This is a genomic window from Caproicibacter fermentans (genome assembly GCF_009746625.1).
GTDB classification, from domain to species: Bacteria; Bacillota; Clostridia; order Oscillospirales; family Acutalibacteraceae; genus Caproicibacter; species Caproicibacter fermentans.
Window position 1 is genome coordinate 39,114 of the sequence record NZ_VWXL01000053.1, and the last position, 25,638, is coordinate 64,751.

At 53.1% G+C, this 25,638-nt stretch carries 23 protein-coding genes; 6 read left to right on the plus strand and 17 right to left on the minus strand.

Features of this window, described 5'->3' with window-relative positions; all coding sequences use genetic code 11:
- Window positions 1-143 precede the first annotated feature (143 nt).
- From uxaC to CAFE_RS09755, 6 genes are all read right to left on the minus strand, one after another.
- Window positions 144-1,553: a glucuronate isomerase gene (gene uxaC, locus CAFE_RS09730; protein WP_156990540.1), complete on the minus strand. Its 1,410-nt coding sequence runs from the start codon at window positions 1,551-1,553 to the stop codon at window positions 144-146.
- Window positions 1,554-1,646: 93 nt separating this feature from the next.
- Window positions 1,647-2,933, minus strand: a complete 1,287-nt coding sequence (locus CAFE_RS09735; protein WP_156990541.1) for a TRAP transporter large permease — start codon at window positions 2,931-2,933, stop codon at window positions 1,647-1,649.
- The gene (locus CAFE_RS09740) at window positions 2,930-3,478 is read right to left on the minus strand and encodes a TRAP transporter small permease (RefSeq protein WP_156990542.1); all 549 of its coding nucleotides are present in this window, start codon (window positions 3,476-3,478) and stop codon (window positions 2,930-2,932) included. The genes CAFE_RS09735 and CAFE_RS09740 overlap by 4 nt, the downstream gene beginning before the upstream one ends.
- Before the next feature lie 64 nt (window positions 3,479-3,542).
- Window positions 3,543-4,598, minus strand: coding sequence for a TRAP transporter substrate-binding protein (locus CAFE_RS09745; RefSeq protein WP_233452770.1), 1,056 nt, complete (start codon window positions 4,596-4,598; stop codon window positions 3,543-3,545).
- A gap of 115 nt (window positions 4,599-4,713) precedes the next feature.
- On the minus strand, window positions 4,714-6,204 hold the full coding sequence (locus CAFE_RS09750) for a UxaA family hydrolase (RefSeq protein WP_156990543.1): 1,491 nt from the start codon (window positions 6,202-6,204) through the stop codon (window positions 4,714-4,716).
- Between the two features lie 2 nt (window positions 6,205-6,206).
- Window positions 6,207-7,667 (minus strand): tagaturonate reductase, encoded by a 1,461-nt coding sequence (locus tag CAFE_RS09755; protein ID WP_233452771.1) that lies wholly within the window; start codon window positions 7,665-7,667, stop codon window positions 6,207-6,209.
- 231 nt (window positions 7,668-7,898) lie between these two features.
- Between CAFE_RS09755 and CAFE_RS09760 the strand changes: the two genes are divergently transcribed.
- Together CAFE_RS09760 and CAFE_RS09765 are read left to right on the plus strand one after the other, a co-directional pair.
- Entirely contained in the window at window positions 7,899-8,645 is a 747-nt protein-coding gene (locus tag CAFE_RS09760) for a GntR family transcriptional regulator (protein WP_066649756.1), read from the plus strand.
- A 216-nt stretch (window positions 8,646-8,861) separates the two neighbouring features.
- The gene (locus CAFE_RS09765) at window positions 8,862-10,034 is read left to right on the plus strand and encodes a DUF362 domain-containing protein (RefSeq protein WP_156990545.1); all 1,173 of its coding nucleotides are present in this window, start codon (window positions 8,862-8,864) and stop codon (window positions 10,032-10,034) included.
- A gap of 31 nt (window positions 10,035-10,065) precedes the next feature.
- Here the strand turns inward: CAFE_RS09765 and CAFE_RS09770 are convergent, their stop codons facing one another.
- The 5 genes from CAFE_RS09770 to CAFE_RS09790 all read right to left on the minus strand — a co-directional run bounded on the left by CAFE_RS09770 (window position 10,066) and on the right by CAFE_RS09790 (window position 13,713).
- Window positions 10,066-10,863, minus strand: a complete 798-nt coding sequence (locus CAFE_RS09770; RefSeq protein ID WP_066649762.1) for a MerR family transcriptional regulator — start codon at window positions 10,861-10,863, stop codon at window positions 10,066-10,068.
- Window positions 10,864-11,013: 150 nt separating this feature from the next.
- Entirely contained in the window at window positions 11,014-12,177 is a 1,164-nt protein-coding gene (locus CAFE_RS09775; protein WP_166525109.1) for an AI-2E family transporter, read from the minus strand.
- 326 nt (window positions 12,178-12,503) lie between these two features.
- A complete protein-coding gene (locus CAFE_RS09780) occupies window positions 12,504-12,662 on the minus strand; it encodes a DUF6132 family protein (RefSeq protein WP_139104158.1) in 159 nt (52 codons plus the stop codon).
- A gap of 60 nt (window positions 12,663-12,722) precedes the next feature.
- A complete protein-coding gene (locus CAFE_RS09785; RefSeq protein WP_156990547.1) occupies window positions 12,723-12,950 on the minus strand; it encodes a 4Fe-4S binding protein in 228 nt (75 codons plus the stop codon).
- 130 nt (window positions 12,951-13,080) lie between these two features.
- A complete protein-coding gene (locus tag CAFE_RS09790; RefSeq protein ID WP_156990548.1) occupies window positions 13,081-13,713 on the minus strand; it encodes a CatB-related O-acetyltransferase in 633 nt (210 codons plus the stop codon).
- Window positions 13,714-14,001: 288 nt separating this feature from the next.
- On the opposite strand from CAFE_RS09790, the gene CAFE_RS09795 reads away from it, so the two are divergent.
- From CAFE_RS09795 to CAFE_RS09810, 4 genes are all read left to right on the plus strand, one after another.
- On the plus strand, window positions 14,002-14,427 hold the full coding sequence (locus CAFE_RS09795) for a DUF3842 family protein (protein WP_066649768.1): 426 nt from the start codon (window positions 14,002-14,004) through the stop codon (window positions 14,425-14,427).
- A 61-nt stretch (window positions 14,428-14,488) separates the two neighbouring features.
- Window positions 14,489-15,052 carry an ECF transporter S component gene (locus CAFE_RS09800; RefSeq protein ID WP_066649771.1) on the plus strand — a complete coding sequence of 188 codons (564 nt, stop codon included), beginning with the start codon at window positions 14,489-14,491 and terminating at the stop codon, window positions 15,050-15,052.
- A 201-nt stretch (window positions 15,053-15,253) separates the two neighbouring features.
- Window positions 15,254-16,249, plus strand: a complete 996-nt coding sequence (locus CAFE_RS09805) for an asparaginase (RefSeq protein WP_066649773.1) — start codon at window positions 15,254-15,256, stop codon at window positions 16,247-16,249.
- 103 nt (window positions 16,250-16,352) lie between these two features.
- Window positions 16,353-17,210 (plus strand): patatin-like phospholipase family protein, encoded by an 858-nt coding sequence (locus CAFE_RS09810; protein ID WP_066649776.1) that lies wholly within the window; start codon window positions 16,353-16,355, stop codon window positions 17,208-17,210.
- On the opposite strand, the gene CAFE_RS09815 is transcribed toward CAFE_RS09810, so the two are convergent.
- The 6 genes from CAFE_RS09815 to gcvPA form a co-directional block, all read right to left on the minus strand.
- Window positions 17,207-18,997: a glycosyltransferase gene (locus CAFE_RS09815; RefSeq protein WP_066649779.1), complete on the minus strand. Its 1,791-nt coding sequence runs from the start codon at window positions 18,995-18,997 to the stop codon at window positions 17,207-17,209. The two genes, CAFE_RS09810 and CAFE_RS09815, sit on opposite strands and share 4 nt — an antisense overlap.
- 169 nt (window positions 18,998-19,166) lie before the next feature.
- Entirely contained in the window at window positions 19,167-20,306 is a 1,140-nt protein-coding gene (locus CAFE_RS09820; RefSeq protein ID WP_156990549.1) for a PdaC/SigV domain-containing protein, read from the minus strand.
- Between the two features lie 115 nt (window positions 20,307-20,421).
- Window positions 20,422-21,828, minus strand: a complete 1,407-nt coding sequence (gene lpdA / locus CAFE_RS09825; protein ID WP_156990550.1) for a dihydrolipoyl dehydrogenase — start codon at window positions 21,826-21,828, stop codon at window positions 20,422-20,424.
- A 55-nt stretch (window positions 21,829-21,883) separates the two neighbouring features.
- A complete protein-coding gene (locus tag CAFE_RS09830) occupies window positions 21,884-22,885 on the minus strand; it encodes a lipoate--protein ligase (RefSeq protein WP_156990551.1) in 1,002 nt (333 codons plus the stop codon).
- Window positions 22,875-24,314, minus strand: a complete 1,440-nt coding sequence (gene gcvPB / locus CAFE_RS09835) for an aminomethyl-transferring glycine dehydrogenase subunit GcvPB (protein WP_066649791.1) — start codon at window positions 24,312-24,314, stop codon at window positions 22,875-22,877. Before gcvPB ends, CAFE_RS09830 begins: the two co-directional genes overlap by 11 nt.
- A complete protein-coding gene (gcvPA, locus tag CAFE_RS09840; protein WP_156990552.1) occupies window positions 24,311-25,636 on the minus strand; it encodes an aminomethyl-transferring glycine dehydrogenase subunit GcvPA in 1,326 nt (441 codons plus the stop codon). The genes gcvPB and gcvPA overlap by 4 nt, the downstream gene beginning before the upstream one ends.
- Window positions 25,637-25,638 lie beyond the last annotated feature (2 nt).

The following is a 25,638-nucleotide window of genomic DNA, read 5'->3' on the forward strand; positions in this document are numbered from 1 at the left end:
ATCATGTTCCTTCTTTCAGCGTAAAGTAAAATGGCGCAGCGGCTCTCATTGAGGACAACCGGTTTGACATGCGCCAAAATTCACCTATATCTTAATGCAAGTCACAACAAAATTCAAATGGCGCGCAACAGAATTTTACAGGATCAAACATCGTAATGAAAATATGCCTTTGCATTCTCATAGCAGATTCCTTTTATAATGGATTCCAGCATGTTTTTGTCATCGGGATATTCTCCGTTTTCCACCCAGGAACCGATCAGGTTGCACAGGATTCTCCTGAAATATTCATGGCGGGTATAGGAGAGAAAGCTGCGGGAATCCGTCACCATGCCCACAAAATTGCCCAGAAGGGAAAGATTTGCAAGACTGGTCAGCTGGCTTTCCATGCCGGCTTTGGAATCGTTGAACCACCACGCGCAGCCATGCTGGATTTTTCCGCGTACACCGGGACCCTGGAAACTGCCGATCACGCTGCCGAGCATCGCATTGTCATTTGGGTTCAGCGAATAAAGAATCATTTTCGGGAGGCCGCAGCGGGCGTCCAAAGCATCCAGAAGCGCGACCAGACCATCCGCACAGGCGGCGGTGCCGATGCAGTCCATGCCGGTGTCGGGGCCCAGTACGTGATACAGACCGGTTCGGTTGTTGCGCAGCGCATTGTAATGAATCTGCATCGCCCAGTCGTGTTTTGCATATTGTTCCCCCAAAAACAGGAGCAGCTCTGTTTTGTAGGCTTCAATTTCTTCCGTCGAGAGGGACTCCCCGTTCAGGGCTTTCCTGAAAACCGTGTCCGCTTTGGCGGCTCCCTCCGCCCGGCAGAAAAGATACTCCAGAGCGTGGTCGGAAGCGCGGCAGCCCATGGAATCAAAGAAATCAATGCGCGCGGCGAGTACGGAGAACAGGTCGTCTATGGAATGAATCGGAGTATCGGCGGCTTTGGATAGCTTTTGTATGTAAGCGGCAAATTCCGGTTTTTCCACCCGCAGCGCCTGGTCGGGACGCATGGAAGGTACGACGAGAAAATCACATGTGGGGTCGCCGCGCAGCTTTTTGTGCCAGCACAGGTTGTCTGCGGGGTCGTCTGTTGTTGCGATCACTTTCACGTTTGACTGGTGAATGATGCCCCGTACCGAAAGGGAATCTTCGCGCAGCTTCTTATTGCACAGATTCCAGATATCTTCCGCAGACTCCGCTGTCAGAAACTGATTGCAGCCGAAGTAACGCTTTAACTCCAAGTGGGTCCAGTGAATCATAGGGTTGCCGATGGCGCGCGGCAGCGCTTCGGCAAAACGTTGAAATTTTACGCGGTCGGAGCTTTGAGAGCCGGTGATTTCGGCTTCATCCACGCCGTTTGAGCGGATGATTCTCCACTTATAATGATCTCCGCCAAGCCAGACCTGCGAAATATTTTCGAAATTGCGGTTTTCCGCAATTTCTTTCGGGCTGATATGGCAGTGAAAGTCGATGATCGGCATTTTTTCGGCAAACTCATGAAACAGGGCTTTTGCCGTATCGTTAGTCAGCAAAAAATCCTCATCCATAAACGGTTTCATCTTGACATCCTTTCTGAAAACAGATTGCAATAGACGAATACGAAAGATTCCCACGGATATGCGAAAAGGCGCGCCGAGGCACCCGCGCGGGACTCACAGCAGGCCCGGAATCCAAAGCGAAATGGCAGGGATAAAGGTAACCAGCATCAGTGCGATCAGCATGGCGGCATACATTGGAAGCATTGCCACGGTTACTTTTTCAACGGAGATTTTACCGATGCTGCATCCAACGAACAGTGCGCCGCCGACCGGAGGCGTGCACAGGCCGATCGCGAGGTTCAGAATCAGCATGACGCCGAACTGGACCGGATTCATACCGTACTGTTCCACAACCGGAAGAAGAATCGGCGTGACGATCAGAATCAGAGGCGCCATATCCATAAAGCAGCCGAGTACCAGCAGCATCAGATTAATCAGCAGAAACACAATCACACGGTTGGTGGTGACGGAAAGCAGAAAATTGGAAATCAGCATCGGAACCTGCAAATAAGCAAGCAGCCAGCCGAATGCTCCGGCAGAAGCTATCAGGCTGAACACAACGGCAAGGGTTCTTATGGTGTTCATCAAAAGTCTGGGGATTTCCCGCACCTTCAATTCGCGATAAAAAAATACGGAAATAATGAATGCGTAAATGCACGCAAACGCCGCCGACTCCGTGGCTGTAAAAATGCCGGAAACTACGCCGCCCATGATGATGATAATGGTGCCGAGCGCCAGAATGGCGTCGCGCGTGATTTTCAGGGCGTCGCGCAGTTTAACTCTTTCCCCCTTTGGGTACTGCCGTTTTACGGAAATGATCCCGCAGACGATCATCAGGCACACCCCGAGAAGAATTCCCGGAATAACCCCGCCCATGAACAGCGCGCCGATGGAAACGCCGCCCGCCGCAAGGGAATAGATAATCATGTTGTGGCTCGGCGGAATCAAAACGCCCTGGCAGGCGCTCGTCACCGTTACGGCGACGGAGAAATCCTCGTCATAGCCTGCGTCCGTCATCATCGGAATTTCAATGCAGCCAAGGGAAGAAACATCGGCGACGGCGGAACCGGATATTCCGCCGAAGAACATACTGGCCAGAACATTCACATGCGCGAGTCCGCCGCGCAGACGGCCGACGATCACGTTGGCGAATTTTAAAAGCCGGTCGGAGATTCCGCCCGCCCCCATAAGTTCGCCGGCAAAAATGAAGAACGGAATCGCCATGAGGGAAAAACTGTCGATGGATTTACTCATTTGCTGGACCAGCGTCATAACCGGGATCTGCAGATACAGCATGGTGATTGCGGTGGAACTGGCCAGCGCGATGGCGACCGGCATTTTGCAGATGATAAAGATGACGAAACTGATCAGAAGGAGAGCAATGGCAAAGTTGAGGTTCATGTGTTTTCCTCCTTTTGAAAGCCTTCTTCCAGTTCCCTGTGCCGGAACCGTTCCAAATGGAACAGATCGATCAGTGCGTAGTAACAGATGAAAACCCCGGAAACCGGAATCATAATGTACAGGGTGCCGCCGGGCCAGCCGGTCGCCGGAAGAATGGAACCCATCGAAGCCTGCGTCATCCTGACGCCGTAAACAATCAGCGTAACGCCAAACAGGACGGTGACAAGGCTGTTAATAACATTCAGAATCTTTTGAATGGGAACGGGAAATTTTTTAAAGAACATTTCAATGGCGATGTGCAGCTTCTTTTCTACACCGATTGCCATAGAAATAAATGCCATCCATACCATAAGAAGCAGGGCAACCTCGTCGGACCAGGAAATACTGAAACCCAGAAATTTGCGGCAGATGACCTGCGCGCTGACGATCAGAACGATGACCAGCATTACAATTTTGGAATACTCCTCCAAAATCCGGTAAATAAAATCGAACAGAAAGGAAATACCATACATCAGCCGGTCGAGCGGATTTTTCTTGGTGTTCATAGAGTTCTCCTTATTTAAGGGTCATGAGCCGCGGAAAAAGCGGCTCATGACTGAGGATCGAAAGTTATTTTGTGTTCTGGATTTGCTTGATCAGATCCAAGTTGTCCTTGGCATATTTTTCATACAGCGGCTGTACGGCATCCTGGAATTTCTTGAGTTCATCCGCGGAAAGCTCCGTTACCTTGACGCCTTTGGATTTTACTTCATCCAGGGCGCTCTTTTCGGAATCAGCCCACAGCTGACGCTCTACCTTGGAAGCTTCTTCGGCACATTCCTGAATAATTTTCTGGTCGCTGGGTGACAGAGAATCCCAGGTCTTCTGCGAACACAGCATCATTTCCGGCAGACGGCTGTGACCATCCAGAAGCAGATTGGGGGCAACTTCGTAATGCTTGGTGGATTCATAGGACGGAAGGTTGTTTTCCGCGCCGTCGATGACGCCGTTCTGAAGGCCGGAGTAAACCTCGCCGTAATCCATCGGGGTTGGGCTGGCGCCGAGTGCCTTGACCATATCCATCATCAGGCTGGATTCCTGCACGCGAATTTTCATGTTCTTAAGACCCGAAAGGTCTGTTACCGGTTTTTTGGTGTAGAAGTTTCTGGAACCGGCGTCGTACCAGCACAGGCCGACCATCTTGGAGCTTGAGATTCCATCGAGGAATTTTTTGCCGATATCGCCGTTCAGCACATTCCACATCTGGTCACTGCTGGAGAACAGGTACGGAAGGGATAAAGTGTTCAGCTTCTGGTCAAATCCGGACAGAACACCAAGACTTGCGCGGGTGAAATCGAGTCCGCCGTACTGCACCTGCTGCACGCCTGATTTTTCATCGCCGAGCTGAGCATTGTAGTAAACCTGAATCTTGATTCTGCCGTTCGATTTTTCCTGAACCAGATCCACAAACTTTGCGTCCGCCTGGGAAGCCGGGTGTGTCGTCGCCTGAATTTCGGAGAAACGGAACGTGTATGATTTCCCGCTGGAATCGGCGGAAGCCGCCGCGGAATTCCCGGCTGAAGTCGGGGCTGCCGAACTTGATGCCTGACCGGAAGAACAACCCGCAAGAATACTTGTGCATGCCAATGTGCCTGCAAGCAGGATGGAAATTGCCTTGTTCATCATAAACTCCTCCAATTAACAAATTTCATATCTTGTATTTAATAATTCCCACATGGACTGCTTTTCTGATTTTCCTCCCTTCCGGGATAAGACTGTTAACCTGACTGAAAAAACGGGATTACAGGGTGACTCCGTTTTTCCAGACGGCAATCTCGGCAAAGTCATATTTTTCGCTGCATGTTTGCTGCCCGGAGGCAGTTTGCAAAACAAGCCGGGTCAGATCGCCGCACAGATCATCCGCTTTTTTGCCGGCCGCGATCGGACCCGCGTCAAAATCAATCCATCGCGGCTTTCTTTCCGAAAGCTGCGTATTGGTTGAAATTTTGATAGTCGGAACAACCGTTCCGAACGGCGTCCCTCTTCCTGTTGAAAACAGAACCATTTGACAGCCCGCTGCGGCTAGGGCGGAGGCGGAAACCAGATCGTTTCCGGGCGCACAAAGCAGATTCAGCCCTTTCTGTGTGATTCGTCCCGCATAGGGAAGGACGTCCTCCACTTCGGCCGACCCGCCTTTTTGAATGCAGCCAAGCGATTTTTCCTCCAGAGTCGTAATTCCTCCGGCTTTATTGCCGGGAGACGGATTCTCATAAACCGGCTGCCCGGCGTCGGTAAAGTATTTTTTGAAATTGCGGATTAAACCGACGGCTTTTTGAAAGACGCCGCTGTCCCGCGCGCGGTTCATCAATATTGTTTCCGCGCCGAACATTTCCGGTACTTCCGTTAAAATCACCGTGCCGCCCTGTGAAACAAGAAAATCAGTAAACCGGCCGATCAGCGGATTTGCAGTGATGCCGGAAAGTCCGTCGGACCCCCCGCATTTCATGCCGACCCGCAGTTCCGTCAAAGGAATCGGTTCCCTGCGGTCGCCGGCCATTCGGTCGTTCAGCTCCGCCAATAAATCGGCGCCGCGTTCAATTTCGTCATCCGTTTCCTGAGCTACAAGAAAACGGACGCGGCTTTCGTCAAAAGAGCCGAGCTCCTGCCGGAAGCTTTCGGGCGTGTTGCTCTCACAGCCAAGGCTGAGAACCAGAACCCCGCCCGCATTCGGGTGCCGCGTAAAGTCCGCCAGAAGGCGTCTTGTAGCGGATAAATCATCTCCCAGCTGGGAGCAGCCGTAATTGTGTTTCAGAATTCGGATTGCTTCGGCATGCGCCGGACTGTGCTTTTCTCTGAATCGGCGAACAATCAGTTCAGCCGTTCCGTTGACGCATCCGACGGTGGGTACAATCCACAGTTCATTGCGGATTCCCGCGGAGCCGTCTGCGCGGCGAAAGCCGTCAAACGTCAAATTGCGGTTTGGAACGTCCGCCGGCAGGGGCGTTTTCCGGTAACGGTACTCGTCTGCGGCAGCGTTAAGGCCCGTCGCCATGTTGTGGGAATGAACCCAGGCTCCGCGTGGAATATTCTGTTTCGCACGGCCGATCGGGAAACCGTACTTGATGATTTCGGAATTCGCCGAAAGATCGGAAAGCGCGAATTTATGTCCCCGGGCGATAGTTTCCACTAGCGTTATGATTTTGCCGCCGAGTTCGACCGGTTCGCCTTTTTTCAGGTCGCACAAAGCCACGGCGACATTGTCTTTGTCGTTAATCTTGATTGCTTTATTCATACTCAGGATCCCTGCACGATCTGTTCAACCGCCTTTTTCATGCCGGATTTTTCAATTTCGGACAGATCCTTCGCGACCGCGTTTGTCAATCCGGGCACCAGGTTTAAGTCCTGCTTCCAGACGGATTCGAACGACAAAACACCGCGGACCAGATTCAGCAAAGATTTCTCCGTTCCGTCGTAAGCCGCCCATTGCTTTTTCATCAGTTCAAGCACCGCGTCTTCGTCGCTCAGGGCAATGGACTCTTCGCCGCGTTTGCCGCGGTAAAATTCCAATAGAGCGGCGAGCGAAAACACCAGATGCTTCGGCAGTTCTTTTGTCCTCGAGAGGTATTCCAGCAAAGAGGGCAGGACGCGGGTTTCGTATTTCGAGAAAGAATTCAGAGCGATGCTCATTAAGTAGTGCTTGACAAACGGATTGCGGAAGCGATCAAAAACTGCTTTCGCAAAGTCTTCCAGTTCCTGCTTTGGCAGGTCGAGCGTCGGGATGATTTCCCGCTCGACGGCCTGCGTAAGAAACTTGCCGGCCAGCGCGTCGTCGACCGCTTCGCCGACCGTGTCCAAATGAAGCAGGTAGGCGACCGGAACCAAGACCGTGTGCGCGCCGTTCAGGATGCGGACTTTCCGGGTGCGGTATGGCGTCATATCCGCTACAACCTTCACATTCAGCCCGGCCTTTTCAAACGGAATTTCGTTCGAAATCCATTTGGGGCCTTCGATGACCCAAAGGTGGAACAGCTCTCCTACGTCGACCGCCTTGTCTATGTATCCAAGCTCCTTTGTCACTTCATCAATGGTGTCTCTCGGGTATCCCGGCACAATCCGGTCCACGAGGCTGCAGCAAAAGGTGTTCGACTGATTCAGCCATTCAATAAAGCCATGTTCCAGCTTCCACTGCTCCGCGTACTGCAAAACACATTTTTTCAGTTTTTCTCCGTTGCGGTCGATCAGCTCGCAGGGGATCACGATCAGCCCCTTATCTTTCGCTCCGCCGAAAACCTGATATCTGCGGTACAGGAACTGCGTCAGCTTCGCGGGGTAAGAGGTTGGAGGAGCATCGTCCGGGCCGCAGGCCGGGTCGAAAGCGATTCCTGCCTCCGTTGTGTTTGAAACCACCAGACGCAGGGTTTCGCATCCGACCAGGGAAAGATAATCCTGATAATTTTCATAGGGATTGATTGCTTTGTTTACGCAGCCGATCACGCTGTGGGTGCGGACCGGTTTTCCGTTTTCCATCCCCTGCAGAAAAAGCGTGTACAGGCGGTCCTGCTCGTTGAGAAGAGCTGCGTTTCCCTGTGGCAGAGGCTGAATGATGGCGACGCCGGCGTTAAAATCCGCCTTTTGATTTATCTGTTCTATCTGCCAGTCGACAAATGCGCGCAGAAAATTTCCTTCGCCGTACTGCAATACTTTAATGGGGTTTTCTTTGCTGCCGGAATATGTATTCTTCGAAAGTCTTTCCAATCGTAAATCCTCCCTGTTATACGTAAATGTATACCTTGTTGTATACATCAAATAATAAACCGCATTCATTAAATTGTCAATAATGTTTTTAAATTTCACAATATTTTGTTGAAAGAGACCTTTTGCGTTCTTTAAATGGAAAAATAATGCTTGAAATTTTTTCTCGAGCATGATATAATACCAACAAAAATACGCATGTGAAATACAACATGTATTCCAGAGGATATTAATGTGAGTGCAAACAGTTTAAAAGAAAAAGCCTATCATATGATTAAGGAGAAGATTGTATCCTGCGAATATCTTCCCAACACCTTCCTAAACGAAAATATTCTTCAGAAAGAAATCGGAGTCAGCAGGACGCCGATTCGGGACGCGATCGGTCGGCTGGAGCAGGAAAATCTGGTGAGGATTCTGCCCAAAAAAGGAATCGTTGTGTCCGATTTATCCATTAATGAAATCAGCTCTATTTATGAAGTCAGGTTGCTGATCGAGCCGTTTGCGATTGAGAGGTACGCGGATAAAATTGATAAAGCAACGCTTCTGAACTATAAAAATTATTACTCTCAGAATAATTCGTTTGGAAATATTGACGAGGCTTATCAGATTGATGATGAGATTCATCATATTTTTATATCCGCCACGCAAAACAAGTACTTAATCCAGACGTATGAAAACATACAGGTCCAAAATTGCCGAATCCGCATTCTGTCCGGAAAAAAGATAGAGGAAAGAATGGAGAGGTCGAATCAGGAGCATATCAGGATACTGGACGCGGTTATGTCCGATCAGTTCGAGCAGGCGGCCCGCTATATGGCGGAGCATCTTCAGAACGCAAAGAAAGCCGCGTTTTCTCTGATCCTTTCCAATGGCGGCTGGGATTATCCATCCGTGAATGCGGCGGGAAGTTCTTTCCTGCCGCAGAATTCGTTTGCGGCCGTGTCAAGGCACCTGATTGCCCCGGGGAAAAAAGAGGACTGACGAAAGCCCGCTCTCACCTGCTGATAGTGAGATTAGGAGCGCTAAGACAAAATAAAGAAACAGGCAGACCACTTGTTCTACGAGGGTCATGCCTGTTTTCTTGTTGTGCCAGTATGCGCCGGCGAAAATTCCACGAATAAAACTGAAAAGCGCTTGACAAAGTATCTGCCGTGTGCCACACTGCGGTTAGAGAGATAGTTACAAAGGAGAATCGTAATGAGCAAATCTAAGGTTGCGTTGGTCCGCTGCGGGGACTATGATTTCGGCCATGTGAAAGAAGCGGTTCAAAAGGGGATCGATTTGCTTGGGGGGCCTGACGGATTTGTGTCGGCAGGTGAGAAAATCCTGCTGAAACCCAACTGGCTTTCCGCGGATCCTCCCGAAAAATGTGTTACTACGCACCCGTCTGTTTTCAAAGCGGCTGCCGAAATATTTCAAAAGGCGGGGGCGGAGCTCACTTATGGAGATTCACCGGCCTTTCAGAATCCGGAGCGCGCGGCGAAACGGAGCGGAATCGAGGCTGTTGCCGCGGAGCTTGGCATTGCCCCGGCAGATTTTTTATCCGGACGCGAAGTGTTTTTTTCCGAGGGACGTCAGAATAAAAAGTTTACGATCGCGAACGGGGTGCTCGACAGCGACGGCGTCGTCAGCCTGCCCAAAATGAAGACCCATGCCTTTCAACGCGTAACCGGGGCGGTCAAAAATCAGTTCGGATGCATTCCCGGAACAAGGAAAGGGGAATTTCATGTCCGGATTCCGGACGCCGCGGCATTTGCCAGAATGCTGATCGATTTGAATTCCTATATCCGTCCAAGGCTTTTTATCATGGACGGCATACTGGCGATGGAAGGCAATGGCCCGCGGGGAGGAACCCCCCGGAAAATGAATGTGCTTCTGCTGTCGGCGGACCCCGTTGCGCTGGATGCTACGGTTTGCAGATTGATGAATCTGGATCCGGAACTGGTTTTAACGAATCAGGCCGGCATGGAAATGGGATTGGGCACATGCCGGCAAGAGGAAATCGAATTGCTCGGGGACCCGGTCGACAGCTTTGTTGCGAATGATTTCCGGGTCAATCGGAAGCCGATGAAAGCCGGACGGTCGGGCGGCGGCATGGCGGTCATCAAAAACGCTCTCGTGCCCAGGCCGTATATCATAGCGGACAAATGTGTTAAATGCGGCGTCTGCGTTAAAATGTGCCCCGTAACGCCGAAAGCGGTCGACTGGCACGACGGCAATAAAAGTAATCCGCCGTCGTACCGTTATGACCGCTGCATCCGCTGCTACTGCTGCCAGGAGCTTTGCCCGCAAAGCGCGATTCGCGTCAAGGTGCCGTTTATTCGCCGGGTATTTGGAAAAGACGGCGGTCACGAGAAGCTGTCGTCCTGAACCGGGCGAGCCGCCTGAACACGCGAGGGATTTATTCGGCTTTTGTTACCGGAAACAGAATTCCGGTTTCATATTCATCCGGGTCGGAAACGGAATGCTCGTCTTTCAGATACCGTTCGATGGCCGGACCGCTGATTTGATATTCGGGATGCCCGGCCATCCAATCGCAGATGGCGTCGTAAGCGTATTTTACGGTCTCGTAAGGACCGACATGCGTGGTTGCGACGCAAAGCTGTGCGGGGATTTCCTGAACGTCCGGCCCGTCTCCGGAAACCTGAACCTGTGCTTCCGCGTCCATGCTGTCATAGGAAAATTCTCTTCCGTGATACAGCAGCTGGGTTGCGCCGGCGCGTTTCAGACCCCGGCGGTCGGCTTCCCGCAGCAATTCCTGAAACAGGTCGTGAACCTCCGCGATACTGATTGTTTTGCGAAGCCCGAATACTCTTTGAGCGGGCGTATCCATCACAATGACGTGGTATTTTTCCTGAACCATACGGTTACCCTCCATATTGATGATATCGTCTTCCATTCGTCGGAGAGTTTTTCGAAGCTTATGCAATTCGTCGTATGCCTGCAGCCGCTTTGCATGGATTTTTTTTGCCAGCGCTTCCCGGGAAAGCACCAGCAATTCCGAAATTTCAGAAAGCGAGAATCCGTAGTCCTTCAGAGTTTCAATCTGAAGAAGAACGGGCAGCTGCGCGGCGTCGTAATACCGATAACCGTTCTGCTCGTTGACGTGCGCGGGACGCAGCAGGCCAATGGCGTCATAATGCCGCAGCATCCGTGCCGAAATATGGCTCAGCTTTGAAAACTCTCCGATTGTAAACATGCTTGCCTCCTGGGAATCGATTCCTGAACTATCTTACACCTTGTCATTGTGTTAAGGTCAATCCCTTTTTTTGTTTTATTTTTATAGGGGTATAATAATCAACGGGCTGCAGGCGAAAACCTGTAACCCGTTGATTTGATGGAAATGAATTTATTTCGGGTCGGGGGACGGCTGTTCCTTCGGCCGGCGCATTCTTTTGTTTACGTTTTCACGGAGAAGTGTGTACAGTACGGAACAGACCGGAATGTTGATGAGCATTCCCAGAATGCCGAACGCGTTGCCGCCGATCGTGACGGCGACCAGTACCCACAGCGCCGGAAGGCCTACTCTGGAGCCGACCACACGGGGGTATATCAGGTTGCCCTCCAACTGCTGCAGGACCACGAAATAGATGATGAACCAGAGCGCCTGAATCGGATTGACAATCAGAATCAGAAGAGCGCCGAAGACGGTGCTGAAAAACGCGCCCAAAATCGGGATCAGCGCCATAAAGGCGACAAAGACCGAAATCAGCAGTGCGTAGGGGAAATGGAACAGATTCATTCCGACAAAACAAAGCGAGCCGAGAATGCAGGCTTCGGTGCAGGTGCCCGCGATAAAGTTGGAAAAAGCGCGGTTCGTCAAATGAAGGACATGATATACGGAGTCCGCATGTTTTTGGGGCAGGTAAGCGTACATGACCCGTTTGACCTGATGATAAAGGCGTTCCTTCTGAGCCAGGACGTTGACGGAAATGACGAAGGTCAGAACGAAAGAGATGGCGCCGTGAAAAATCATCCCCATCATTGAAACGCTGGAGCCGACCAGGCTGCTGGCGAATTTCTGTCCGTATCCCGCAATCATCTGGCTGAGATTGGTCCAGTCGATATTCAGGTTTTTAAAATACCCGGCGATTTCCGGGTGGTCGCGGTCGATTTTCGCGAGGCTGTTTTGCAGTTCGTTAAAAAAGGGCTGTATGTTGTTGGTCAAATTCGTGATGGTGCGGACCAATTCCGGGATCACGATCAGCATAATCAGCGCGATCAAACCGAATACAATGACAAGGGACAGAAAAATGCCGGCGGCCCGCCTCGTTTTCGGCCAGACTTTTTTGTACCGCCGGTTCAGCGGAGAAAAGAGACGTGTCTCAATCGGAACGAGAAGAACGTTGATCACGAAGGCGACGGCGAAGCCCGCAAGAACCGGGCCGATGATGTTGGAAACGGAATTGATCAGCCAGGGCAGCAGGTATAAATTTTTCAGGACCATGAAAAATACGATGCCAAAGGCGATCAAAAGCGCCAGATTCTTCATGTTGCTTTTGTTGAGTTCCATTTTGGACGTCCTTTCCGACAGGTTTTCCTTTTTATATTTGACTCTCTTGAGGATTGTATACAGATGCAAACCGCGCGCGGCGGGGGCGGGATAGAAATTTTCAGCTTTATTATACGTGGAATTGCCAGATATTACAAGCCGCCGGATGCTGCGGATCAAAAGAAAGGTGCTGTGCAAAATGAATTTGCGATAGCAAACTGTACAAACCAATAACCCTGAAAGCAAAAAAATGCGCTTTGAGACGGCTTTAAAAGCCCAGTCAAAGCGCATTTTTTGTACGTTTTTTTACGACGAGGCTAAACAGCCCCCGTGTGTTTCGAGCAGATTTAAAAGAAAGAGCCGACCAACAGCCCCATGACCGCGCCGTACAGAGTGGAACCGTAGGGATTCGACGTAATGGGGCATCTGCCCGTAGGGCATCCCACCTTTTTATAATAAAGAAAGCCCAGAACACCGCCGGCCAGTATGCCTGCAATTTGAAACATCCGTTCATCTCCTCCTTCACGGATTCTGTCAAATCGAATTTTCGTTCTCCAATACAGCCTTTATTCCAGCTTTAAAGCACGCATGGGGCAGGATTTTACACATTTCCCGCACCGGATGCATTTGTCGGAATTGACGGTGGGCGCATGATAGCCCTCCTGATGCAGCGCCCCGACCGGACAAACCCTGACGGAAGGGCAGGGGTGATTTTGCGGGCAGCGGCTGATTTTTACAATCAGCGTCTTGTCTTTTGCGCTGTTTTCTCCGGACTTTCCAAGGCCGAAAATCATGGTGAAACTCCCTTTTCATAAATAGTATGTTTTTATTATACTCCCTTGCAAATCAGGTTCCGTGATCAGATCACACAGGAAATGCGGCGGCCGGGCGCCCCGTTTCCGGAGCGCCCGGCCGAAAAATCCGTTATTCGTTCGTTATTTTCTCGACCTTGCCGCTCATGATTTCCCATAAGTGTCTACGAATCTTTTCATAAGGCCAGTTCCACCACCCGAGCTTTTGCAGCATGGCGATGGTCTTTAAGACGTATCTCTTTCTGATTTCCCTTGCCGGGACGCCGCCGACGATGGCATAGGGCGGCACGTCTTTTGTGACGACGGCCCTTGTACCGATGATCGCGCCGTTGCCGATCGTCACGCCCTGCATGATGACGGCTTCATAGCCGATCCAAACGTCGTTGCCGATGACAATGTCCCCTTTGTTATCCCAGGCCTCGGTGACGTTTTTCCAGTCCAGCCCCCATTCGTCCGCGAGGATCGGAAACGGATAGGTGGAAAGCGACTGTAACGTGTGGTTTGCGCTTGTAAAGATAAATTTGGCGCCGCACGCGATGGAACAGAATTTCCCGATTATCAGCTTTTCCCGGTTGACGGGATAATGATAAAGGACATTGTTTTTTTCAAAACGGGTCGGGTCGTTTACGAAATCGTTGTAGAACGTATAATCTCCGACCGCGATATTGGGGTCTTTCACAACGTTCTTTAAAAATACGGTTTCATGGTCGCCACGGGGATAAATGCTTTTTTCCGGAATAGTCATTTTCATGCTCCTTACTTCATTTTGTAAAACTGCAAACTATTCCGGCAGTTACAATGCACCTTTTCATCGAACCACCACCTGTTAATGAATTCAGTATATCCAACTTTCGCACGCAAGTAAAGGCTCAACGGCGAATGATTTTCTGCGAAATCAAAGGCAAATATGAAAAATACTATTGAACTGACCGACGCTTCTGGTTAAAATAAGAAAAGACGCTCAGGCTGTTTTCATTTATGCCGGACCGGCCGAAAAGGCCTGCCGCCAGGAAGGCGGCAGAAAGGAAACGATATGAATATCTTAGTCATCGACGGCCAGGGGGGCAGCCTTGGAAAACAGTTGATCGCTCAGCTTCGCAAAGCTCTGCCGGAGCAGCCGGTTACCGCGGTCGGCACAAACAGCATTGCCACGGCGGCAATGCTGAAAGCCGGGGCCGACGCCGGTGCCACAGGCGAAAATCCGGTTCTTTTCGGCAGCGCCTGGGCCGATCTTATCCTGGGACCGATCGGAATCCTGATCGCGGATTCCCTTTTTGGGGAAATCACGCCTGCCATGTCGGCGGCGGTGGGAAAAAGCCATGCCAAAAAAATTCTGATTCCCATCAGCAAATGCAACTGCATGGTCGCCGGAATCCCGGAGTTGCCCCTGTCCCGTTATATTGAATCCGCCGTCTCGACGACGGTCAATTTTGTTCAGGCTGAACATACAAAAGATTAAAGTATCATGAAGATATTTTTCTTTCCCAAGGGAAGGCCAACTTATATTGGGAGGAAAAATTATGGAATCCAATCAAAAAGCACTTGCATCTCATGCCGAAGGTTTGTCTTCGGTGCAAAATCTGATTTTTTCCGCGCTGTTTCTGGCACTTGGCCTGTTGCTGCCCTTTCTCACGGGGCAGGTCCCTCAGATTGGTTCAATGCTGCTGCCTATGCATATCCCGGTCCTTCTCTGCGGATTCTTATGCGGCTGGCCTTACGGCTTGCTGGTCGGGCTGATCACGCCTTTGTTCCGTTCCGTTCTGTTCGGTATGCCCCCGATTTACCCGACCGCGGCGGCGATGGCGCTGGAGCTTGCCTCATACGGCTTTTTCAGCGGATTTTTTTACAGAAAGTTCCCGAAGACGATTTCGTCAATTTACGCCGCTCTGATTTTGTCCATGATTTTGGGCCGCGTCATTTGGGGCGGAGCCAGTATTTTTCTGTATCAGGCGGCTGGAAAAGGGTTCACTTGGGTGATGTTTCTCGGCGGGGCGTTTCTGAACGCAATCCCCGGAATCGTTCTTCAAATTATTGTGATTCCGGCGCTGGTCGCCGTTCTCCGGAAAACGGCTGCACACCGCTAACCCAAAATCACTGCCCCTTTTCCGCGGCCGTGTACCCGCATGGAAAGTCTCCGAAGAAAGCGGGGACTTTCTTTTTGTTTTATATGAACGGATTTTCCAATGATCCGAGTAAAATATTTTCTGTTCTGTTTCTTTACTTTGCTTTCTGTTCATGCCATAATTGATATAATAATTGTTTTGACAAGTGAATCTGGAGGCCGTATGAAAAGAATTCTGATGCTGACTACGGGCGGGACGATCGCCTCCGAACCGACCGAGGAAGGCTTGGTTCCCGCGATGGACGGCCGCCTGCTTGCGGCATACCTGAACGGGCTTGCCGCGGAAAACCAGCTTCAAATAGAAAACCTGTACCAGCTGGACAGCTCCAATATCCAGCCGGAGGAGTGGCAGGGGATGGCGCGTGCCGTTGCTTCCCGGTTTCAGCAGTACGACGGCATTGTCATGACCCACGGAACGGATACCATGGCCTATACCGCTTCGGTGCTGTCCTTTATGCTTCGGAACATTCCGGTTCCGGTTGTGCTGACCGGTTCTCAGCTCCCGATCCGGCACCCGCTGACCGACGGCGTTGAAAATCTGCGCTGTGCTTTTGCCATGGCGACCAGCGGAAGGGCGGGCGTTTTTGTCGCGTTCGACCGAAAAATCATTCTGGGAACCAGGGCGGTCAAGGTGCGCACGACGGGATTCGACGCCTTTGAAAGCGTCAACTGCCCCTACGCGGCGATGGTGGATTCCACAGGGCTGAATCTGAACGAGGCCGTCCTGCAAAAGCCTTCGGGTGATTTTCAGCTGGAAGACCGCCTCTGCGACGGCGTCATTTTAATCAAGCTGACGCCGGGCTTAAATCCGGAAATCTTCGATATGCTGCTGCAAATGCAGTACAAGGGGATCGTGATTGAAGCGTTCGGCGCGGGCGGCCTGAATTTTGTCCGCCGCGACTTGATTTCCAAACTGCACAAGGTGGTACAGTCCGGCATTCCGGTCGTGGTTTGCAGCCAGTGCCTTTACGAACGGAGCGATTTTACCATTTATCAGGCGGGGCAGAAGGCCCTGGAGTCAGGGGTGCTGCAGGCCTATGACATGACGACCGAGGCTGCGGTCACAAAGCTGATGTGGGCGCTGGGGCAGACAAACCGTCCGGGGGAAATCCGACGGATTTTTGAAACCTGTTACGCCGGAGAAGTCAGCCTTACATAAACCGGCAAAAGACATATTCCGTGTACGGCGTTGCCTCTCCGCTTTCTTTAGAGAAACGGAGTAAATCATCTCCGGAAGATCAGTTTAAAGGAGCATCATTAAGATGAACGGTGTTGTTGATGTGGGCGGCGGTTTGCGAGGGATCTATGGGGCCGGTGTTTTTGACTGCTGCCTGGAGCAAGGAATTCAGTTCGATTACTGTATCGGCGTCTCCGCCGGCAGCGCGAACATCGCATCCTACCTGGGAAAACAGAAGGGCAGAAATTACCGGTTCTATACGGAATACTCCTTCCGCAGGCAATATATGAGCTTAAAGAATCTGGTCCATACGGGTTCCTACATCAATATGGATTACGTTTACGGCGATCTTTCCAATCAGGACGGAGAAGACCCTCTGAATTTCAAAGAGATCGAACGGTTCGCCGGCGAGATGAAGACCGTTGCGCTGAAAGCTGAGACGGGAGAAACCATTTATTTTGATAAAACGGACATGAAGCAGGATCACTACGATATTCTCAAAGCGTCGTCCTGTATCCCGGGCGTTTGCGAGCCGTATTTGGTCAACGGCATCCCCTGCTTTGACGGAGGGCTGGCAGATCCCGTCCCGGTTCAAAAAGCGTTTGACGACGGATGCGACAGAGTGGTGGTGATTCTGACCAAGCCTTTGAATTTTATCCGCGCGCAGAAGGATGATGCCCGCATGGTCAGGCTTTTAAGACGAAAATATCCGGTTGCGGCGGACTGCCTTTCCCACCGGTATCGGAAGTACAATGACGGTGTTGCGCTGGCAAAGAAATATGCCGGGCGGGGCAGTGCGCTGATTCTTGCCCCGGACGACTGCTGCGGGATGAAGACACTGACGAAAAACAAGGAATGTATGGAGCAGATGTATCGGAAGGGGTACGCCGACGCACGAAAGATCGAAGGCTTTCTGAAACGGAAATTCGTGAGTTTCTTTTAACCCTTGGCCGCTGCGGCGAGTGTTTTCGAAAGGATCGAAAGTCCTTCCGCATCGATTTCGCCGGTGACGCAGATCGAGCGTTTCAGCTCGCGGCACGCCAGCTCTGCGTAACCGTATCGATAGCACAGCTTGCCGAGTCGAATCAGAACGCCGCGATCGTCGATCTGATTCAGAAGCTGTACGGCTTTTGTAAATTCGTTTAGCAGGCCGCCCCGCAGCAGGATTTCCAGCAGACCGAAAATGGAGTCCGCACAGAGATGCGGTTCCTTCCGGTTTTTGCTCAGGATCGGGCAGGGTTCCCCTTTGAGCAGCGCCCGAAACGCGGTCGCGGCAGCGGCGTCGGCGGCAGAGAGCCCGAAGGATAGCTCATCTGTCTCCACAGGCGCCGCGGAGGGGTCCACCAGGCTGCAAAGGGCGCGGAAGAATGCGGCGCGGCTGTCCGCGCGTACATCGGGAGTCCGCGACAGGCACCGGTACGCGCGCCGGTACTGCCCCAGAAAAAACCGGCAGACTCCTTCATCATAACGGGCGGCGGTGCAGCATGCCGGCGCCCGTTTTTGCGCCCTGACGGCAAACTGCAGGGCCTCAAGGTACATCCGCCGGTCGTAAAACAGATCGGACAGCATCAAAAAAGAACAGAAGTCTTTATCCGACAGCCGCAAAAGGCTCGACTTAACCTGAACAGGGGTGCAGCCCTTAGCGAACAGCAGATATGCCATGCGGGCAAACGCTTCCCGGTCGCGGGGATTCAGGCGAATGGCTTTACGGCAGTAACGAAGAGCGAGCTCCGGTTCCCCAAGCTGTTCATATAACACGGACAGCCGGTGATACGGCTTAAAGGAGGAGACGCCGTAGACGCTGTTCATGTCGGAAGGCGGCGGGCCCATGCGGATGCACTTGCGGCAGGATCGAACGGCTTTCAGCAGCTTGCCCTGACGGTGCAGCATGCACGCCCTTAGGTATTCAAAATCGGTCAGCCGCGGATACAGCCGGAGCCCCTCCAGAATATACCGCGCCTGATCTTCGTCTCTGCCAAGCTGTTCGCAGCACAGAATCATCCGTGTGAGAAGCATGGTGCCGTATCCGTAAGCGGGGTCCAGAGTCCGGTAACTCTCACGATAACAATCCATGGCGTCCTCTGCTTTTCCAAGGGCGAGGTATTCATTGCCAAGATTGAAAAGCATGAAGCCGTTGCCGGGACTGTCTTCCAGCTCCTTTTGAATCAGGGCGATATTGCGCCCGTGCTTCTCTTTTTTTTCAATCTGAGAGGATAAATATCCGTAATGGTAGAACCGAATGCCCGAAGCAGTCATGCGCGGCGGGCCTTCGGGACCCGAGAGCTGCTCATGAACGCGCCCTACATAGCGGTACCCTTTGCCGTTTCGGATCAGCCGGACGTTCATGGTGACCAGAAGGTTGCAGCAGTCCGCCCGGTCCCCCGAATAGCAGAGCGTTTTACCGCAGAAGACTTCAGAAGCGCCGTCCTCTTCCCGTGCGAGAGCAATCAGTGCGCTACGGTCTTCCGGCTCCAGCTCCTCATCCGCGTCCATGACGAGAATCCAGCTTCCGGCCGCCTTTGAGAGGGCGTAGTTTCTGGCGTCTGAAAAACTGTCGTTCCACCGGTAAGAGAAAAAGGAGGCCCCGAAATCCCGCGCGATTGAAACGGTGCGGTCTGTGGAGCCCGTATCCACCAAAATTATTTCACTGACAAGGTCTTTCACGCTGTTCAGACACCTTGTAAGGTTTTCTTCCTCGTTTTTTACAATCATACAAAGACTGATTGACATTCCGAGCCTCCGTTCCTTTGTGTCACGAATGGAACCGTTTCTTCTTTACTGGTATAGTAAGTAGTTCGGGGGCGGAACGTGACAGGAAGTTGGTTTGCGTGAGGGCGCCGGGAAAACATAAAAAAGGAGCACCATGAAGTGCCCCTTAAATACCGCTTTTCTTTTTCTGTTATGCGGTTCGATTCAGCTTTTGGGAAAGGCGGCTGTACGATGGATTCAGCATTTGAGAGATGGATTCAAACGAAACCGGGAATTCCTGAATTCCCGCCGCATAGGGGAAATATTCGTACTGCTGGAAGTAGAAGGTGATCCCGTCGCCGGAAAGGTAAAAATCAGGATTGTCGCCGAGCGTTTGAAAAGGAGTATTTTCAAACAATATTTTTTCTTTCACGCGCGAGTCGATTTCGTTCCGTACTTTTGCGTCGAAAAATTTCTGATACCCGCTGTCTTTCTTCATGAAATCGAAAAGGGCGAGCTGTTTGCCCGTATTCAGATCGAAGGCGTACGAGGTCTGTATGGTCGAACCGTGCGCGCCGCCCGCATACTGGTAATTGCTCAGAACGACGCTGAAAAGGCCGTTCTGGCTGTACTTGATATCGTAGTCGAAATAGACCGAGCATTGCATCGTGCCGCCGTATTCGTTGCCGGAGGCTTTTTGAATCGCCGCAATGTTTTCAAGCTCCTTTGAGTTTTTGCGTCCCTGGTCCACGGCGGAATCCGCGGCCTGCTTGAAGATTCCGTTCATGGTCTCAAGCGCCTGCGCGTTCCACGGACCGGACAGCACCGGGTACTGAATAGTTGCCGTCAGCAGGCCTTCGGAGAGATCGTTTCGCTTCGTTTCAATGTTCAGGACATTTTGGATGATTCCGCGCACCATGACGGTTTTCTGCGTTTCGTTGGTTTGCACGTCGAGCCCCAGCAGATGGGACAGCAGGTCGGCGCGCATATAAAGCCTGCCGTTTAACCGCATACAGCCGCCGCCCAGCGTATCCTCGGGGGACAGATAGGAGACATTGAGCGTATGCCCGTCTTTCACGATTTGATTTCCGGCCGGGTCAATCTTTATGGTGTCGGAACCGTTTGTCAGGCGGATGTCGCTGCCGGCATCGGCCGGAGTGACCGTGTAGCTCAAATACCGGCAGACCGGTTCCAACTCCAGATATAGAACTCCGTCATTGTAATAGGCTCCCGACTGCGTTATGGTCTGCCCCGCTTTTAAATTCATTGCACCGTTTGACGCCGCGAAGCAGTTGATTGGAATCAAAATCAGAAGAACAGCCGTAAAAACCGCAAGAGTTTTTCTCATCATGCAGGTTCCCCCTTAGTCAAATATTCTTATAGTATTATTTTACCAGTCAGGGTTAAACTCTGCAAGGAAATGTGCAAAATAGTACGCTGAGGGTGTGATTTTTTCGAGAAACAGGCTAGGCTCTTCTTACACGGGGCATCGCGTGGATCGCGCCGCCCAGCGCGTCCTCCGCCGCTTCGGTTACAGCCTCCGAGAAGGTGGGGTGCGGGCGAATCACGCCGGCCAGCTCGCGCGCCGTCGCGCGCCGGTCAATCGCCTGCACCAGGCCCGCAATCAGGTCGGTCGCGCGTTCGCACACCAGCTGCGCGCCGATCAGCGCGCCGGACTGCTTTTCAAACACCAGCTTGACAAAGCCGCGCTCATTGCGCTCGATGACCGATTTCCCAAGGGAAGCGGTCAGAGCCTTGCCGACGGTGACCTCAATGCCTTCCTGTTTCGCCTCGTCCGCGCAAAGGCCGGCGCAGGCGATTTCCGGGCTTGTGTAGACGCAGGAGGGGATTGCGCGGGGGCGAGCCGGTTCCGTTCCCTGCGCCATGTACTCCACCGCCTCGATTCCTTGGGCGGAAGCGGCGTGGGCAAGCTGGATTCCCCCGGTCACGTCCCCTACGGCAAAGACGCCGGGCAGGCTTGTTTCGTGGTGCCCGTCGGTCAAGATAAATCCTTTTTCCGTTTTTATTCCGAGTCCTTCGGTGAAAAGATCATTGGTCGCGGGTTTGCGGCCGACTGCAATCAGGACAAGGTCCGCTTCCGCACGGTTTTCCGTCTCCTTTTCCGTGAACCGGCAGACAAGCGGAGAATCCCCGGCAATTTGCTCCACCTTTGCGGAAGAGTGAACCCGCACGCCGCGCTTTTTGAGAATCATGGAAAGGCTTTGAGAAATTTCACGGTCCATGGTCGGCAGAATCCGGGGCATGGCCTCCACGATTGTCACTTCACAGCCCAGATCGGAAAAAGCGGTGGCAAACTCCGCGCCGATGACGCCGCCCCCAATGATGACCAGACGGCGGGGGAGGGCATCGAGCTCCAGAAGACCGTCGCTTGTTACAACGCCGGGCAGTTCTGCCCCGGGAATCGGGGGAACGGACGGTGCGCAGCCGGTTGCCAGAAGAATCCTGTCGGCCCTTAGTTCCTGCGTGCCGGAGGACCCCGTTACGGTAATCCGTTCGGCGCTTTCCAGAAAACCTCTGCCCTCAAAACAGCCGACCCCGTTTGCTTTCAGCAGCTTTTCAATTCCGGCGCGCAGCTCCGCAACCACCTGGTTTTTTCGGCGCAGGATGGCGCCGAAATCAAAGGAAAGGCCGTCTGCCGCAAGGCCGATTTCACCGAACTCTTTTGCTTCACGGTACAGCCCGGAAGAGTGAAGAATCGCTTTTGTAGGAATACAGCCGCGGTTCAGGCAGGTTCCGCCCATGTTGCGGGCTTCGATCAGCGCGACGGAAAAACCGAGCCGGGCGGCACGGATGGCGGCTTCGTAACCGGCGGGGCCGCCCCCGATCACCGCCAAATCATATTTTTTCTCCATACGGATGCTCCTTTTTAAGAGTAAGCCCGCAGGTTTTTTTTGCCTGCGGGCTGTTTTAAAACTGCTGTTGGGTAAGTAAGCGCTCAATATCTGCTTCGTATTGGCTGCGCTCCTCGGATTCACCGGAAAATTCCGTGCGAAGCCGTTTGACCGCTTCTTCGGAAGAAAACGGGCAGCCGGTCAGGCACGGCGGGATCCGGCGGATGAATTCCTCATCCATTGCGTCGGAGTCAACCTGCACTCCGGCAATGACGCCGCCCTGAACCCGCAGTCCGATTCCTACGCCGCCCCAGGAAAAACGACTGGAAAACTCGCAGGAGAACGGCATCTGAACGCCATAGATCCAATCCGGATCCGAAAATTCTAGCCGCAGTTCTTCTACGCGCCGCTCGTCAATCGAGTCCGGAGAGATGATTTTCGGCTCTGTTCCGTAAACCTGGCCAAACGCCTTTGAAAGCTCCCGTTTCATATCATTTACGGTTAGTCCGGGACAAAACTCATTCAGGTTCGCGATGCGCGACCGAACGGAATCAACTCCCTTGGAGCGGATTTTTTCTGCGGAAACACTCAGGTATCTTCCCGCTTTCTCCTTATCCACATCGATCAGGATCGTGCCGTGGTGATAGGCGCTTTCCCCGCTGAAATAAAATGCGTTGCCGGAAAACTTGCGCCCGTCGACCGTGATGTCGTTGCGGCCGGATTTTTCGGCCTGAATCCCGCAGGCGGAAACGGCCCGCAGAATCACATCGAGCTGGCGGGAAACGTCATAGTCTTCTTTACGAACCAGGAACGTAAAATTCAGATTGCCCAGGTCGTGGAAGACCGCTCCTCCGCCGGAAAGGCGGCGGACAAGGTGCCCGCCGTCGGCTTCCAGTTCTTTCACGCGGCATTCCTTCCAGCAATTCTGGTTCCGGCCGATGACTACGGTGTTCTGGTTCTGCCATAGATAAAGAATACAGGTACCCTCGGGAACAGTGTCCATCAGGTATTCTTCCAAAGCCAGATTCCGGTACGGAATCAGATGGTCGGTTGTGCAGAGTAACGCGTTATGAATCATATTCGTATTTCACCACAGGATGCCTTGCGGCTTCCACCTCGTCCGGGCGTCCGATCACGCGTCTTTCCGGGGCACGGTGCATAGCTTCCGGGTTGGCAAGCGCCTTTTCGTACAGCTCGAGCAGAGCTTCGGCGGCCCGGTCCAGCGTCTCTTTTGACTCGGTTTCGGTCGGCTCAATCATCAGGGCCTCGTGCACAATCAGCGGGAAATACATGGTCGGCGGGTGCATTTCAAGGTCCTGCATGGATTTCGCGACGTCCATCGCGGTCACGCCGCAGGAATCCTTTAAGTCCTGCAGGGAAAGAACAAATTCGTGCATACAGGGAACGTCGTAGGCCACCTGATACCGCTTTTTCAGCAGCGCCATCAGGTAGTTTGCGTTCAAAACGGCGTTTTCCGCAACCTGAGGGACGCCTTCTTTCCCAAGCGTCAGCAGATAGGTCAAAGCGCGCACGATGACAAGAAAATTGCCGTAGAAGGATTTGACACTGCCGATGCTCTGCGGGCGGTTGTCGTCGAGATAAAATTTCCCGTCGTGCTCCGCGACGCGGGGCACGGGCAAAAACGGGGCAAGAGAAGATTTGCATCCGACCGCCGCGCCGCCGGGGCCGCCGCCGCCGTGAGGAGTGGAAAATGTTTTGTGCAGGTTCAGGTGAATCACGTCGAAGCCCATGTCTCCGGGTCTCGCGACGCCGACCACCGCGTTCAGGTTTGCGCCGTCATAGAAGCACAATCCGCCCGCTTCGTGGACAATTTGCGTAATCTGCAGAATGTTTTTATCGAACAGGCCGAGCGTGTTCGGGTTGGTCAGCATCAGCCCTGCGGTATCGTCGCCGACGGCTTTTTTCAGCGCTTCCAGGTCGACGCAGCCGTCAGGGCCGGACGGGATGTTCACAATGGTGTAGCCCGCCATGGCCGCGCTTGCCGGGTTGGTGCCGTGCGCGGAATCCGGCACGATGATTTTGGTGCGCTTCTGGTCGCCGCGGGAATGATGCCAGGCCTTGATCAGCAGCAGGCCCGTGTATTCGCCGTGGGCGCCCGCCGCAGGCTGAAAGACCATTTCATCCATCCCGGTGATTTCGCAGAGAAATTTTTCCGCCAGATGCAGTACTTTCAGGCATCCCTGAGCCGTGTGAGCGGGCTGAAGAGGATGAATTTCCGTGAATCCGGGCAATGCCGCCATTTCCTCGTTGATTTTTGGGTTATATTTCATAGTGCAGGAACCGAGGGGATAAAAACCGTCGTTGACGCCGAACGAACGCTTCGCGAGCGCGCTGTAATGGCGGCTCAGGTCGTTTTCCGACAGCTGCGGAAGACGAAGAGGAGCCTTGCGCGCGAATTGCTGCGGCAGGGCGGTTTCCGGCACGTCGCATGCCGGAAGAATCGTGCATCCGCGGCCCGCGCGGCTTTCTTCAAAAATCAAATTCATTCTTGTTCCGCCTCCTCCAGCAGTTCGGCAAGCCGGTCGATTTCCTCTTTGAAGTTGCATTCCGTTACGCACCAGAGCAGTCCGCCGTCCGGCAGGGGAAGACCGCCCAGAATGCCGTGCCGTTCCAGTAATTCGAGTGTCTTTTGCACGTTCGGGCAGGCGGTGACGAACTCATGGAAAAATTCTGTTTGGTTCTTCAGCTCAAAGCCTTTGACCGCGCCGATTTTCTTAGCGGCGTAATGCGCTTTGGAATAGCACTGCTCCGCCGCCGCTCTGAGTCCGTCCGGACCCATTGTACTCAGGTAGACGGACGCGGTCAGCGCGCAGAGCGCTTCGTTGGAGCAGATGTTGCTCAGCGCCTTTTCCCGGCGGATGTGCTGCTCGCGCGCCTGAAGCGTCAATACAAACGCGCGGTTGCCGGCGTCGTCGGAGGTCTGGCCGACGATTCTGCCGGGCAGGCGGCGCATCATCGCCTTTTTGCAGGCCATAAAGCCGAGATACGGGCCGCCGAAGCCGAGCGGCATACCGAACGGCTGACCTTCGCCGACCGCGACATCCGCTCCGCATTCGGCGGGTGTTTTCAGAACAGCGAGGGAGATCGGGTTGCATCCCATAATGAATTTCGCCCCGGCCGCGTGAGCAATTTCACCCAATGCCGCTGCGTCTTCAATCGTTCCGAAATAGTTCGGCTGCTGCAAAAAGAAGCATGCCGCGGTTTTGTCCTGTTCCAGCAGGTCTTTCAGGGCGGAAGCGTCCGTCGCGCCGTCCTTCTCGGGAACCAGGCAAACCTGAGTGTCCGCGCCGAACGCGTAAGTCCGAATGGTCCGAATGGTATCCGGATGAGAGGCCGCGGAAACATAGACCGTCGTGCGCCCGCGGTCGCGGCACATCGCGGCGGCTTCCGCGGCGGCGTTTGCGCCGTCGTAAACGGAGGCGTTCGAAACTTCCATGCCGGTCAGTTCACAGATCATGGTCTGGTACTCGAAAATCGACTGTAAAATCCCCTGGCTGATCTCCGCCTGATAAGGGGTATAGGCGGTCAGAAAGGTCTCGTTCGCGGTAATGCGGGTGACGGCGGCGGGAATGTAATGCCGGTACGCGCCGGCCCCGCGGAATACGGTGGGAAACACCTTGTTTTCCGAAGCGATCGCGGTCATTTTCCGCCGCACTTCCAGTTCGGAGAGACCCTGCGGCAGGTCGAGCAGGCGGCTCAGGCGGACCGATTCCGGAATCTGCGAGAACAGGCCGTTAAAGGAATCGAATCCGGCGGCGGAAAGCATCTCTTTCTGCTCTTCCGGGGTGGAAGGAATGTAAGAACCCATAC

Excerpts from the sequence above, each read along its gene's own strand:
- CAFE_RS09815 (WP_066649779.1), bottom strand. The coding sequence starts at position 18,997 with ATGTCAATCAGTCTTTGTATGATTGTAAAAAACGAGGAAGAAAACCTT.
- CAFE_RS09830 (WP_156990551.1), bottom strand. The coding sequence starts at position 22,885 with ATGATTCATAACGCGTTACTCTGCACAACCGACCATCTGATTCCGTAC.
- CAFE_RS09795 (WP_066649768.1), top strand. The coding sequence starts at position 14,002 with ATGAATATCTTAGTCATCGACGGCCAGGGGGGCAGCCTTGGAAAACAG.
- CAFE_RS09790 (WP_156990548.1), bottom strand. The coding sequence starts at position 13,713 with ATGACTATTCCGGAAAAAAGCATTTATCCCCGTGGCGACCATGAAACC.
- uxaC (WP_156990540.1), bottom strand. The coding sequence starts at position 1,553 with ATGAAACCGTTTATGGATGAGGATTTTTTGCTGACTAACGATACGGCA.
- CAFE_RS09735 (WP_156990541.1), bottom strand. The coding sequence starts at position 2,933 with ATGAACCTCAACTTTGCCATTGCTCTCCTTCTGATCAGTTTCGTCATC.
- CAFE_RS09775 (WP_166525109.1), bottom strand. The coding sequence starts at position 12,177 with ATGGAACTCAACAAAAGCAACATGAAGAATCTGGCGCTTTTGATCGCC.
- lpdA (WP_156990550.1), bottom strand. The coding sequence starts at position 21,828 with ATGGAGAAAAAATATGATTTGGCGGTGATCGGGGGCGGCCCCGCCGGT.
- CAFE_RS09810 (WP_066649776.1), top strand. The coding sequence starts at position 16,353 with ATGAACGGTGTTGTTGATGTGGGCGGCGGTTTGCGAGGGATCTATGGG.
- CAFE_RS09820 (WP_156990549.1), bottom strand. The coding sequence starts at position 20,306 with ATGATGAGAAAAACTCTTGCGGTTTTTACGGCTGTTCTTCTGATTTTG.
- CAFE_RS09745 (WP_233452770.1), bottom strand. The coding sequence starts at position 4,598 with ATGATGAACAAGGCAATTTCCATCCTGCTTGCAGGCACATTGGCATGC.
- gcvPB (WP_066649791.1), bottom strand. The coding sequence starts at position 24,314 with ATGAATTTGATTTTTGAAGAAAGCCGCGCGGGCCGCGGATGCACGATT.
- gcvPA (WP_156990552.1), bottom strand. The coding sequence starts at position 25,636 with ATGGGTTCTTACATTCCTTCCACCCCGGAAGAGCAGAAAGAGATGCTT.
- CAFE_RS09740 (WP_156990542.1), bottom strand. The coding sequence starts at position 3,478 with ATGAACACCAAGAAAAATCCGCTCGACCGGCTGATGTATGGTATTTCC.
- CAFE_RS09780 (WP_139104158.1), bottom strand. The coding sequence starts at position 12,662 with ATGTTTCAAATTGCAGGCATACTGGCCGGCGGTGTTCTGGGCTTTCTT.
- CAFE_RS09785 (WP_156990547.1), bottom strand. The coding sequence starts at position 12,950 with ATGATTTTCGGCCTTGGAAAGTCCGGAGAAAACAGCGCAAAAGACAAG.
- CAFE_RS09805 (WP_066649773.1), top strand. The coding sequence starts at position 15,254 with ATGAAAAGAATTCTGATGCTGACTACGGGCGGGACGATCGCCTCCGAA.
- CAFE_RS09765 (WP_156990545.1), top strand. The coding sequence starts at position 8,862 with ATGAGCAAATCTAAGGTTGCGTTGGTCCGCTGCGGGGACTATGATTTC.
- CAFE_RS09770 (WP_066649762.1), bottom strand. The coding sequence starts at position 10,863 with ATGTTTACAATCGGAGAGTTTTCAAAGCTGAGCCATATTTCGGCACGG.
- CAFE_RS09750 (WP_156990543.1), bottom strand. The coding sequence starts at position 6,204 with ATGAATAAAGCAATCAAGATTAACGACAAAGACAATGTCGCCGTGGCT.
- CAFE_RS09800 (WP_066649771.1), top strand. The coding sequence starts at position 14,489 with ATGGAATCCAATCAAAAAGCACTTGCATCTCATGCCGAAGGTTTGTCT.